Here is a 12,450-nt window from a genome sequence, read left to right as displayed (position 1 = left end):
ATAAAGAGTCAGTGGTATACGATTTCCCACTGACCGAAGTAATTATTCACTTTTCCATTTATATCCGACTTTATAGACCGTTTCTAGGTAATCTTCAATTGGAAATCCTTTTTTGCGTAGTTTATCACGGATATTACGAATGTGTGAATCAATTGTTCTATATTCGATATCTGTTTCATAGCCCCAAATTTTTTCGATTAAATCATCTCGGCTATAAGCACGGTTTGTATTTTGCAAAAATAATCCGAGTAACGAAAATTCGATAGGAGTTAATGAGATTTTTTCATCATAAACTGTGACAGTATGTTTCGTTTTATCCCACTCAATACCATTGAAACTAACAAAGCCATCTTTCTTTGTACGGCGTAATATAGCCTCGATTCGTGCGACTAATACATGCTCATCAAATGGTTTTGTAATATAATCATCTGCGCCCATCGTGAGGCCTTTCACCATATCGTAGTTTTGGTTGCGAGCTGTTAACATAATGATAGGAACGTTGGAAATTTGACGAATTTGATAGCAAGTATCCCATCCATCCATACTTGGCATCATAACATCTAATAAAATAATATCGAATTCTTTTTGTTCGATTAATTTTAGTGCTTCAAGGCCAGAGGTAGCTTTCATACAAAAATAGCCGCGAGGGCTTAAGAACAGATCTAATAATCGTAACATACGTTCTTCATCGTCTACTAATAAAATTTTTACCATAATCTTGTGCACCCCAAACTGTTCATTCTACTTGTATAGTTTACATGAAAATAGTCAACTACCCCCACTGAAATGAATCGTTTCAGTGGGGGCTTGAGTTTGAACGCTAGGTCTTTTCGTCCATCGCTAGACAGTTTGACGCTCTAGCATTCATGCCACCTTATGGTAACACCCCAAGTATGTTTTTGGTTGGTACTGGCAACGAATGATTGTTTTCCCACTTGCACCACCCTTTCGAAAAAGAGCAATTCTCCCTTGTGGAAGAAGCCACCACTCAGATGAATCTGGCGTGTGCTACAAGCCCCGACAAGTCGAGTACATATGGATGGTTGACGCACCCACTAAGCTATGCGCGAAGCAACAGCCTTACGTTTTTGCACTTCTAATAGAATCGGCGTTTTCACTTTAAGATTCTCTTTCAATTCTACCACTTTTGATTTGTGCAATGTATTCAGTGCACCATTAATATCAGCGTGGATACATGTTCCTGCTTTACTTTGGTACAGACCACGAGTCATTCGTTTGCCACTAAAGTGATAGTGTGTCCTATCATCCTTAGTCCAAACTGGAACCGGATCTTTATCAAGAAAACTAGCTTTTGAAGTATAGCTTTCTTCTTGTTTGAAAAACCGGATGCCTTCTTTTATACATTTATTCTCAATTGCCGCAATCAGTTTATGAAACGGGATTTGAACAAATTGTTGATTATTCTTTTTTCCCATATCTGATTTTTGTTTCCAACCAGCGTTATAACCTACTACAACCGTATCTACACTACATTCTTTCACTTTTTTAAACAACAAGCCTACAGTTTGTGAAATGTAACCATTTATTTGCCTTTCCCGTTTATGCCAAAGTGCAGCCATTTTGTTCGTTACAACTCGTTTTGAAATTCCGTTTTCAACATTTTTCTGTTGCAGACTACGTATCATTTTATTGAAGTATTGGTTAATGGCTTTTAGTTTTTTACCATCAATTAAAAATGTATCACCTGTATTGGTTACGCAACTTACTAATCTGTCTACACCTAAATCGCAACTCAAAGCGTTATTCGTAGTCGTGGATGTTTTCTTCATTTGAGAAACGTGCATCTCATATGTGTAATGCACCTCAAAGAACCGACCTTTTTGCTTCGGTACAAGCTCAATGTAGGAGATTTTTTTATGTCTTAAGTTTTTCGGCATACGTATTTTAATGGAACCGAATTTTTTTCTGAATGCAACACTCATCGGAATCAGCCAATACCCGTTATCATCCACTTTTGGCACTTGATAGATTTCAATGATTCGTTTGTCAGTTGAATGAGAATAATTCGGAAAATTAGGACGCCCTGTGAATGCTTCAGGATTTTTCTTCCACGTTTCCAATGCCTTAAAAAAGCTCTTCACTTCTGCATATAAGGCTCTACGAATAGCCTGCACAGAGTTTGATTGCACGCCCCAGTAGTTCATATCGGCTTGCATGGCGGTATCTACTTCTTTTACAGTAGCCATTTTATTATGGTTCAAATAACTTTGTTTCATCGTGTACAATCCAACATTTCGCAATGCTTTTGAACTATGTGACATGCGTTGCAGTAAGCGGAATTCTTTTGCAGTCAGACTAGCTCGTCCGATATTTTGTTTCTGCGTGAATCGTTGCATGTTTTCTCTTTTCTTTTGTTTGCGTAATACTTTCACTGCTTTCTTTTTAACCATTGTTTTCACCACCTTTCTCAGAGAGTTCATTAAAATTATTTCTTCCCTAAGATAATATTTGAAATGAAACGGAACAAAATGTGAATATAGTCTTCATCGTAATTCCTTTTGGCTCAAGTAACCGAATGATTATCATTATTCAATTTCGTTGTTTTACGATCTATACCCTCCTTATCTAAGAGTAGATTGTATCGTAAGACAAAAAGAAACAAAAAAGTTCAGCCTTATTGACTGACGGCAATTCATCTCCACCTGAATTGTTGGGTTTCACCCGTAACACAAATCAGATGGAGTCTTCTTGCCGAAAAGGATAAAAACTCTTTTTATGTGATTGAATGGAGGGCTGATTTTTTCGCTCAGAGTAATTGACATAAAAAATGCACTAGTTTTGCACAACTATTTTTTATAATAGAAAACGTAGCGACACAAAATACCCTATGTTGCGACATAACGTCATGTCATTTTATTTATAAAATGACAATTCCATTCTATTGTGTATGTGAGATAGAGAGGGTTTTCGTATTCACCTCGCATCGGATAAGAAAAATTTCCTATCTCACACTTTTTTTAAAAGGAGATCATACACATGAATCCAAAAGAAGAAATTTCAAAAAAAGAAAAGCAAGATCGTAATACGGTTGTCATGTGTGTTGCCGTATCTATGGTTATTATTATAAGTTGCGTAAATAAAATTTTAGGGATTTTATAAAATAAAAAAGCTGATTGCTTCTTAAGAAGCAATCAGCTTTTTTCATTATTAGGGGAGTATTCCTATATGATAAACCAAGGTAAAATTGCTAAACCAGAAGTTACAATTGCTGTAGTAAATATTAAAAGAACAGCTCGTTTGTTTTGTTTCATGTCACATTCTCCTCTACATATCAATTGAATGCTATACGTTCATTTTGTGATTGGTGCTTTACTAATTAAAGTTTCACTTTATATTTTTAGTATAATGAATGGTAAGGATTGGTACGATCGATAAAGGTGACATGAAGATTACATTGTTGTAATGCAAAAAAACATCTTTCTTATTAAGAAAGATGTTTTTGGAAAACTACCCCGTAAAAGCCCGATTGGTTCAGCTAATACTCAGTGGGGGATGGAAAAATCCCCCACTGAGTAAAGTTTCACTTTATATTGAAGTATTAATCATTTAAGAACAGAACCATATGTTCCTCGTCCCAATATTGACCGTTATGTTTTAATGAACGTTCTTGTACGCCGTAAGTTTGGAAACCTAATGATTCATATAATTTTTTGGCACCAGCGTTACCAACTACAACATCGAGCATAAGTTGTTCTACATGTAATTTATCGGCGTTTTCAATAATGGCTTTAATGAGAGCTCGTCCTGCTCCGAGACCACGTGCTTTTGGAGAAACAAAAACGGAGCCAATTTTTGCTTTATGTTCTTGTTTAATAAATGGTTTTGTTTCTAAAGTAGCGATACCAATTAAATCATTATCTTTGAAGACACCTAGAGTATACTTATCCGGATTGCTTAATCGTTTAGCCATAGCAGCTACAGGATCCTCATGTTTCAAAACATCTTCATAAGAAGAGCTAAAAGCTTCCGGATTTTTCGTTAAACCTTCCATACAAACTTTTAAATATATTTCTGCGTCCTCTGTTGTTAATAAGCGAATTTCCATAGTTGTAACCTCCCTGGTGGATTTCAAATAAATCCATTACTTTTATAAGATTGAGTATATGTTTTGTTAGTATTCTCTTTTAATTTGTAAAAGAATGAAAAGATATATGCTACAATGTTTTGTTTTAATTATGTAATGAAATTATATATTAACTTTGTTAACTATTCAAGTGTTTAATATGTTACATTTTTATAACTAAAATAAATCCTCGATTGAGGATTTATTTTTTAAACATTGGATTGATAGCCATCAATTCGTTTTGGATGTGTGTAAATATTACAAGATTCATTTCTAATAAACCCTACGACTGTAATGCCTAAATCATGGGCAAGTTGCAATGCCAGTTTTGTTGGAGCGGATTTAGATAGAACAATTTCACATCCGATTTTTGAAACTTTGAGTAAAATTTCGGATGAAATACGTCCGCTAAATGCGATGATTTTTCCTTTAATGGATATATCGTTACGCAAACAATGACCATATATTTTATCTAATGCATTATGTCTTCCAATATCCATTCTTGATAGGAGGATATTGTTTCGATCACATAGCGCGGTATTGTGAACACCGCCAGTTTGGCGAAATGTAGTAGAAGATTGTTGCAAGGTATTCATTAAATGAAAGCATTCTTCAGGAGTAATTTTTACATGTATATCATGTAAGTCTTTTGCTTTTGCTGCGTCGTTTACGAAAATAAAACCTTGTCTACCTTTTCCGCAGCAAGAAGTGATGTATCGTTTATTATATAAAGTTTGATAGAGCGGATTCACTTTTGATGATTTTACATGGACAATTCCGTTATCTTTTTGAACCCATAGTTCTTCAACATCTTTATAGGAAGAAATAATCCCCTCAGAAATTAAAAAACCAATTACCATATCTTCAATATAATTTGGTGTGCATACGACTGTTACATATTCTTCACCATTCAATTTAATAGTAATAGGAGATTCTGTGACAATCTCATCAAGTTGTTTTGAAAATGTACCAGATTGATAACGTACAATTGTATAAGTCTCTTGCGTAGGCCCCATATTTAATTCCCCTTTTATATGTATTTCTCTCCCACATTTATCATAAAACAATGGAAAAAATAAAAACACCTATTAACAAGAAGATCACAGATTATTTTGGTTATTATTGTATATGTACGATATAATAGAACTGTAGAATAGTGATATTTTCAAGCTTTCGTAGTTATACCTTATAACATCTAGAATCGACTTCATAAGAAAGTATTTGGGTAGAGCGTTTCAAAAATATGTACAGTAATGCGATTTTGAAAACGGATTCATAATTGTGTTGTACAGTTGGTTGTAAGGAGAGGGGAAACTATGGCAGAACAGACAGTCCGTGTAACCGTCGATGGTAAAGAATTTTCTGCATCAGGTGAAAAGACGATACTACAATTATTTAACGAGAGTAATTTGGAACATCCTCAAATTTGTCATGTACCAGAAGTAGATCCAATTCAAACTTGTGATACGTGTATTGTAGAAGTAAATGGAAAGTTATTGCGTGCTTGTTCAACGAAATTAGAGAACGGTATGCATATCGAAAGACAGTCCCAGCGTGCAAAAGAGGCACAGACTGAGGCAATGGATCGAATATTAGAGAATCATCTATTGTATTGTACCGTTTGTGATAACAATAATGGTAACTGTAAAGTCCATAATACAGTACATATGATGGGAATTGAGGAACAGAAATATCCGTATGAGCCAAAAGTAAGTGCGTGTGAAGTGGATATGTCACATCCATTTTATCGATATGATCCAAATCAATGTATTGCTTGTGGGCAGTGTGTAGAAGTATGTCAAAACTTACAAGTGAATGAAACTATATCAATTGATTGGAGCTTAGACCGTCCACGTGTTATATGGGACAATGGTGTAAGTATAAATGACTCATCTTGTGTAAGTTGTGGGCAGTGTGTAACAGTATGTCCATGTAATGCGTTAATGGAAAAAACAATGCTGGGTGAAGCTGGATTCATGACAGGATTGAAACCGGATGTGTTAGATCCGATGATTGATTTTGTAAAGGATGTAGAGCCGGGATATAGTAGTATTTTAGCAGTTTCAGAAGTAGAGGCTGCGATGCGTAAGACGAAAGTGAATAAAACAAAAACAGTTTGTACATTTTGTGGTGTAGGTTGTTCATTTGAAGTATGGACGAAAGACCGCCACATTTTGAAAGTGCAGCCTGTTTCAGATGCGCCGGTTAACGGTATTTCCACATGTGTAAAAGGCAAATTTGGATGGGATTTTGTAAACAGTGAAGATCGTATTACAAAGCCATTAATTCGCCAAGGAGATATGTTTGTTGAAGCTTCATGGGAAGAGGCTCTGGAAGTTGTTGCATCCAATATGCAGCATATTAAATCAGAATATGGAAGTGATGCATTTGGGTTTATTTCTTCTTCGAAAGTAACGAATGAAGAAAATTATCTTATGCAAAAACTAGCCCGTCAAATATATGGAACGAATAATGTAGACAACTGTTCCCGTTATTGTCAATCTCCAGCAACAGACGGTTTATTTAAAACTGTCGGTATGGGCGGGGATGCTGGAACAGTGAAAGATATTGCGGAAGCAGGCCTTGTCATTATCGTTGGAGCAAATCCAACAGAAGGACATCCTGTACTTGCAACGCGTGTAAAACGTGCTCATAAATTACATGACCAAAAATTAATTGTGGCAGACCTTCGTAAACATGAAATGGCAGAGCGTGCGGATTTATTCATTCATCCGCGCCAAGGAACTGATTACGTATGGCTCGCTGGTATTACGAAATATATTATTGATCAAGATTGGCACGATAAAAAGTTCATAGCTGAAAATGTGAAGAATTTTGATGAATATAGCAAAATGGTAGAAAAGTATACGCTTGATTATACAGAAGAAATTACGGGGATTTCGAAAGAAAATCTGAAAGAAATGGCTCGTATGGTATATGAAGCAGATGGTACTTGTGTACTTTGGGGAATGGGTGTAACTCAAAATACTGGAGGAAGTACAACTTCAGCAGCAATTTCAAATCTATTGCTTGTTACGGGTAACTATCGTCGTCCTGGTGCAGGAGCATATCCATTACGCGGACATAATAACGTACAAGGCGCTTGTGATATGGCAACATTACCAAACTGGCTTCCAGGTTACCAAGCAGTTTCAGATGATGCGCTCCGTGCGAAATTTGAAAAAGCATACGGTACTACAATTCCGAAAGCACCAGGCTTAAATAATATTGCAATGTTACTGGCGGCAGATGAAGGGAAACTGCGTGGTATGTATGTTATGGGTGAAGAAATGGCTTTAGTAGATTCGAATGCCAACCATGTACAACATATTTTAGCGAATTTAGATTTCCTTGTTGTTCAAGATATGTTCTTATCGAAAACAGCTCGTTTTGCTGATGTTATTTTACCGGCAGCACCAAGCTTAGAAAAAGAGGGAACATTTACGAATACAGAGCGCCGTATTCAAAGATTATATGAAGTATTGAAGCCGCTTGGTGATTCAAAGCCAGACTGGTGGATTTTACAAAAAGTAGCTCGTGCACTTGGCGGGGACTGGAATTATGAAAGTCCAAGTGAAATCATGGATGAAATCGCATCGCTTGCACCTTTATATTCTCAGGCAACATACGATCGTTTAGAAGGATGGAATAGTTTATGTTGGGGTAGCCATGATGGCAGTGATACACCGCTATTATATGTGGACGGATTTAACTTCCCGGATAAACTAGCTCGTCTATCATTAGATGAATGGGTACCACCAGTTGTAGCACCAGATGAGTATGATTTACTTTTAAATAATGGTCGTATGTTAGAACATTTCCATGAAGGGAATATGACGAATAAATCGGCTGGTATTTTATCTAAAGTATCTGAAGTGTTCGTTGAAATCTCGCCTGAACTTGCCCTAGAGCGCAATGTGAAAGATGGTGGTCTTGTAGAATTAGCATCACCATTTGGGAAAATTAAAGTACAGGCACTTGTTACAGATCGTGTAACGGGGAAAGAGCTATATTTACCGATGCATGCAACGGTAAATGAAGAGGCAATCAATATTTTAACTGGAACGGCGACAGATCTTTATACATGTACACCAGCGTACAAACAAACGATGGTAAAGATGCGTGTACTACGTGAAAAAGGGAATCGTCCGTTACCATCTTCAAACCCGAGAGATAAAAAGCGTAATCCGCAAAACGGTGTTGAAATCGAGCAAAAATGGCAAAGAAAACAATACGTATCACTTGTGGACTAGGGGGCGGAGATAGTGGCGAAAGAAATTACTGTAATTAAAAAGAAAGTTGTAACAGAGGAAGAACAGAAACAGCAAGTAGCAGATGAACTTCTAAATGAGCTATCTAATAATCGTGAAGCAGTAGAAGAAACGATGCAGCTTTTAGCACAGTTGCAGAAGGCTGGTATATTAGATGCGGCAATTAGTTTACTTGCTGCGAAGGAAGATGTTTCAAAAATCGCTGTGGAGCAATTAAATCGTGAACCCGTTAAAAATGCGTTAAATAATATGATGGGGGCAGGAGAAGCGTTATCTTCAGTTGACCCAGAAATAACGAAGCAAATTACGTCAAGTTTAGTTACAGGATTGCAATTTGCAACAGATGAATTAAATTGTGGTAAAAAAACAAAAGTGATGGATTTCTTTAAAGTATTAAAAGATCCAGATATCAATAGAGCTATTACATTCGGTTTTAGCTTCTTGAAAGCATTTGGACAAGGGCTAGAGAAAAAATAGAATAAATGAAAAAGTGATGGGAAGTAGCCATCACTTTTTTCATTATATGTATAAGAGTGTTCATGTTAAGCGGAATATATTATTATTAAAAAGATGGATTAGAACTGGAAATATGGAATCCATCTCAAATACCGTTTTAGAATTTGGAGGAGTATATGCAACACCGTAAAAAACTATCTATACCAGGAGTAATGAGACATTCCTTTCAAACAGTTAAATTTGCTTTTTGGAATGTATTAACTTTTCAACTTGCTTATAAATTATTAGCAGCGATTGTGTTTGTTCCACTATTTGGAATCATTTTTAATAAATTATTGTATTTTGGTGGTTATGCAAATGCGACAAATGATGAATTATTAGCGTTTTTAAAGACGCCTTATGGCATCTTAGCAATCGTAATTTTGTCATTGTTAGCACTGTTTCTTATCTTTACAGAATTTGCGGTGCTTATTATTATTTCGTATTTCGCTCATAAAAGACAGAAGGTGAAATTACGTCCGATTTTATATAAAACGGTAACGTATTTACCTACTCTTTTCACATATTGCTTACCAGGATTTATTTTATATGCTGTCGTATTGTTGCCTCTTTTAAATATGGGATATGAAACGGCATTAATCCCGCAAATTCAAATTCCTAACTTCATTACAGGAGAACTGTTTAAGACAACGATGGGACAAGTTGGTTATTACACGTTCTTTGCTGTAGTCGCGTATATAAATCTTCGATGGATTTTCGTTCTACCTATTGTTGTTTTAGAGCAAAAATCATTTCGCGTGGCAGCACGTAAAAGTGCAACTTTAGTAAAGGAAAGCTTTTTTAAAGTACTGCTCTTTTTAGTAGGATTTTTTATTTCAATTGGAATTGTATATGTCGTATTTTTGGGAATATATTTATTGTGCCTATGGGGTGTTTATGAATTTACAAATCCGAAAGGAACATTTGCATTATTAGCAGAATCAACGATTTCTGTATTTTTAACGAGTACATTGTATTTATTTAGTTTTATCGTGACGCCATTTTATATTATGGCGATTACGCGATTATACTTACAAAAGGTACCGGTTGAAGATGTTTTATTAGAAGAAGGATTAGATTATTCGAAAACGAAAGCAGATAAATGTTTCTTCCAAAAACATCGTTGGAAATTTATTGGCGTATATATTGTGGGGATTATTACTGCTGGAATGGTTGTTGCCTTCATTGTAACGTTTATTTCAAATTCGTATAAAGAACCAATTATTATGGCGCACCGCGGGTATATATCAAAAGGCGTAGAAAATACGAAAGAAGCTGTGCAAGGTGCTATTGATGCAAAAGCAGACTACGCTGAAATAGATGTATTACAAACGAAAGACGGTGAACTAGCGGTTATACATGATTTGAAGCTGAAGCGTCTTGCCAATGCCAATGTGCATGTGTCAGATTTAACGATGGCTGAGTTAAGGCAGCTTACCCTTAGTCAAGATGGACTTTCAGGACAAATAAGTACACTTGATGAAATCATTAAGCTAGCAAATGGCAAAATCAAACTTAATATAGAAGTGAAGCTTCATGGGGGCGAAAAAGATTTTGTAAACAAAGTCTTAAAAACGATTAAAGATAATGAATTTGAGAAGCAATGTGTAATTCAAACGTTACACTATCCACTTATTAAAGAGTTTAAACGTGCAAATCCAGATATAAAAGTAGGGTATATATTGTATGCAAGTAGAGCTAACTTAAAGAATGTGAAGGCTGACTTTTACGTAGCAGAAGAATATATGTTAAATAAGAAATTAGTAAAAGAAGCAAGGAAGTTAAACAAACCAATTTACGTATGGACAGTAAATGATATGGAAAATTTAAAGGCATATTATAAGTTAAACGTAGATGGTATCATAACCGATTATCCTGAAGATGCACGTGAAACAATTAAGATGTTAAAAGAGCAAGAAGCGGAAGAAAGTGATCTGTTTGATAAAATTACTGAAACGACAGATGATTTATTTTCTAAGTTATTTATAAGTTACCCAGCTGCTAGCTAAATGCTAGCAGCTGTTTTTTTGTGAAAAGAATATATCTCTAAAGTATTGAGTAAAGTAATAACTGTATATGTATACGTTATCGCTTAGGTTTCTTACATTGTTACATTATTGTCAAATAATAAATGATTGCTGTTTATTTTGAAATAGTATAATAAAAATAGAGTGAAAGATAATGGAATGACACAAAACCCCTAATAGAATCAATGTTTTATATATTTACACTATTCTAAATATAAAAACTTTAGGAAAATGGTATGTTAGCGTTTTCATAACTTTTAAGTTATGCTAGAATAAGGACATAAGTTATTAATTATTACAAAAAGAAAAAAGAATCTCTTTTTTCTGTTAATTATAAGGGGGCATTTCATTATGCGTATTGGGGTACCAGCAGAAATTAAAAATAACGAAAACCGTGTGGCAATGACACCAGCAGGTGTTGTACATTTAATTCGTAACAATCACGAAGTATTCATTCAAAAGGGTGCAGGTTTAGGATCTGGTTTCACAGACGCTCAGTATGTTGAAGCGGGAGCAAAAATTGTTGATACAGCTGAAGAAGCTTGGAACATGGAAATGGTTATGAAAGTTAAGGAACCAATTGAAAGCGAATACAAACACTTCAGTGAAGGCTTAATCTTGTTCACATACTTACACTTAGCTCCAGAGCCAGAATTAACAAAAGCTTTAATCGAGAAAAAAGTTGTTTCTATCGCATATGAAACAGTACAATTAGAAAACCGTTCATTACCATTACTTGCACCTATGAGTGAAGTAGCTGGTCGTATGGCTGCACAAATTGGTGCACAATTCCTTGAGAAAAACAAAGGCGGTAAAGGTATCTTACTTGCAGGTGTTCCAGGGGTTAAACGTGGTAAAGTAACAATCATCGGTGGTGGACAAGCTGGTACAAATGCTGCTAAAATTGCAGTTGGACTAGGTGCGGATGTAACAATCATCGACTTAAGCGCAGAACGTCTTCGTCAATTAGATGACATTTTCGGAAACCAAGTAAAAACTTTAATGTCTAATCCTTACAATATTGCAGAAGCTGTTAAAGAGTCTGATCTTGTAATCGGTGCAGTATTAATCCCAGGTGCAAAAGCTCCAAAACTTGTAACAGAAGAAATGATTAAATCAATGGAACCAGGTTCTGTTGTTGTAGATATCGCGATTGACCAAGGTGGTATTTTCGAAACAACTGACCGTATTACAACTCATGATAACCCAACTTACGAAAAACACGGCGTTGTTCATTATGCAGTTGCAAACATGCCAGGTGCGGTTCCACGTACATCAACTCTTGCATTAACAAACGTAACAGTACCATATGCAGTACAAATTGCTAACAAAGGCTACAAAGAAGCTTGCCTAGGTAACTCTGCATTACTAAAAGGTATTAACACATTAGATGGCTATGTAACATTCGAAGCAGTTGCAGAAGCTCACGGTGTAGAGTACAAAGGTGCTAAAGAATTATTAGAAGCAAAGACAGTATCTTGCTAATAGAAGCATTATACAAAACAAAATCGAACAATATATAAAACAACATGATAAGAGCTAAGAGTGAAGATCTCTTAGCTCTTCTTGGCAA

General features: G+C 35.6%; 9 protein-coding genes. 5 read left to right on the top strand and 4 right to left on the bottom strand.

The features are described from left to right. Nucleotides 1-42 precede the first annotated feature (42 nt). Together N2V92_RS04550 and N2V92_RS04545 are read right to left on the bottom strand one after the other, a co-directional pair. A complete protein-coding gene (locus tag N2V92_RS04550; RefSeq protein WP_000238957.1) occupies nucleotides 43-714 on the bottom strand; it encodes a response regulator transcription factor in 672 nt (223 codons plus the stop codon). Between the two features lie 341 nt (nucleotides 715-1,055). Then, the gene (locus N2V92_RS04545; RefSeq protein WP_042597091.1) at nucleotides 1,056-2,411 is read right to left on the bottom strand and encodes an RNA-guided endonuclease TnpB family protein; all 1,356 of its coding nucleotides are present in this window, start codon (nucleotides 2,409-2,411) and stop codon (nucleotides 1,056-1,058) included. A gap of 586 nt (nucleotides 2,412-2,997) precedes the next feature. Between N2V92_RS04545 and N2V92_RS04540 the strand changes: the two genes are divergently transcribed. Next, on the top strand, nucleotides 2,998-3,120 hold the full coding sequence (locus tag N2V92_RS04540; RefSeq protein ID WP_001068392.1) for a hypothetical protein: 123 nt from the start codon (nucleotides 2,998-3,000) through the stop codon (nucleotides 3,118-3,120). Nucleotides 3,121-3,559: 439 nt separating this feature from the next. On the opposite strand, the gene N2V92_RS04535 is transcribed toward N2V92_RS04540, so the two are convergent. After that, on the bottom strand, nucleotides 3,560-4,066 hold the full coding sequence (locus N2V92_RS04535) for a GNAT family N-acetyltransferase (protein ID WP_000405874.1): 507 nt from the start codon (nucleotides 4,064-4,066) through the stop codon (nucleotides 3,560-3,562). A 227-nt stretch (nucleotides 4,067-4,293) separates the two neighbouring features. Continuing rightward, complete coding sequence (gene fdhD / locus N2V92_RS04530) at nucleotides 4,294-5,100, bottom strand: formate dehydrogenase accessory sulfurtransferase FdhD (RefSeq protein ID WP_000529230.1); 807 nt, start codon at nucleotides 5,098-5,100, stop codon at nucleotides 4,294-4,296. A 300-nt stretch (nucleotides 5,101-5,400) separates the two neighbouring features. On the opposite strand from fdhD, the gene fdhF reads away from it, so the two are divergent. The 4 genes from fdhF to ald all read left to right on the top strand — a co-directional run bounded on the left by fdhF (nucleotide 5,401) and on the right by ald (nucleotide 12,362). Then, nucleotides 5,401-8,337 (top strand): formate dehydrogenase subunit alpha, encoded by a 2,937-nt coding sequence (gene fdhF / locus N2V92_RS04525; protein ID WP_000840671.1) that lies wholly within the window; start codon nucleotides 5,401-5,403, stop codon nucleotides 8,335-8,337. A 12-nt stretch (nucleotides 8,338-8,349) separates the two neighbouring features. Further along, nucleotides 8,350-8,832 carry a DUF1641 domain-containing protein gene (locus N2V92_RS04520; protein WP_001040538.1) on the top strand — a complete coding sequence of 161 codons (483 nt, stop codon included), beginning with the start codon at nucleotides 8,350-8,352 and terminating at the stop codon, nucleotides 8,830-8,832. Nucleotides 8,833-8,987: 155 nt separating this feature from the next. Further along, on the top strand, nucleotides 8,988-10,859 hold the full coding sequence (locus tag N2V92_RS04515) for a glycerophosphodiester phosphodiesterase (RefSeq protein WP_001164710.1): 1,872 nt from the start codon (nucleotides 8,988-8,990) through the stop codon (nucleotides 10,857-10,859). 369 nt (nucleotides 10,860-11,228) lie between these two features. Beyond that, nucleotides 11,229-12,362: an alanine dehydrogenase gene (gene ald / locus N2V92_RS04510; protein WP_001219743.1), complete on the top strand. Its 1,134-nt coding sequence runs from the start codon at nucleotides 11,229-11,231 to the stop codon at nucleotides 12,360-12,362. Nucleotides 12,363-12,450: the final 88 nt, after the last annotated feature.

It is taken from the genome of Bacillus sp. CH_48 (genome assembly GCF_038008465.1).
GTDB classification, from domain to species: domain Bacteria; phylum Bacillota; class Bacilli; order Bacillales; family Bacillaceae_G; genus Bacillus_A; species Bacillus_A thuringiensis_S.
This window is presented reverse-complemented; position numbering and strand designations above follow the sequence as displayed.

Bases quoted from the DNA above. Each gene is read 5' to 3' on its own strand.
- N2V92_RS04550 (WP_000238957.1), bottom strand. From the start codon at position 714: ATGGTAAAAATTTTATTAGTAGACGATGAAGAACGTATGTTACGATTA.
- N2V92_RS04545 (WP_042597091.1), bottom strand. From the start codon at position 2,411: ATGGTTAAAAAGAAAGCAGTGAAAGTATTACGCAAACAAAAGAAAAGA.
- N2V92_RS04540 (WP_001068392.1), top strand. From the start codon at position 2,998: ATGAATCCAAAAGAAGAAATTTCAAAAAAAGAAAAGCAAGATCGTAAT.
- N2V92_RS04535 (WP_000405874.1), bottom strand. From the start codon at position 4,066: ATGGAAATTCGCTTATTAACAACAGAGGACGCAGAAATATATTTAAAA.
- fdhD (WP_000529230.1), bottom strand. From the start codon at position 5,100: ATGGGGCCTACGCAAGAGACTTATACAATTGTACGTTATCAATCTGGT.
- fdhF (WP_000840671.1), top strand. From the start codon at position 5,401: ATGGCAGAACAGACAGTCCGTGTAACCGTCGATGGTAAAGAATTTTCT.
- N2V92_RS04515 (WP_001164710.1), top strand. From the start codon at position 8,988: ATGCAACACCGTAAAAAACTATCTATACCAGGAGTAATGAGACATTCC.
- ald (WP_001219743.1), top strand. From the start codon at position 11,229: ATGCGTATTGGGGTACCAGCAGAAATTAAAAATAACGAAAACCGTGTG.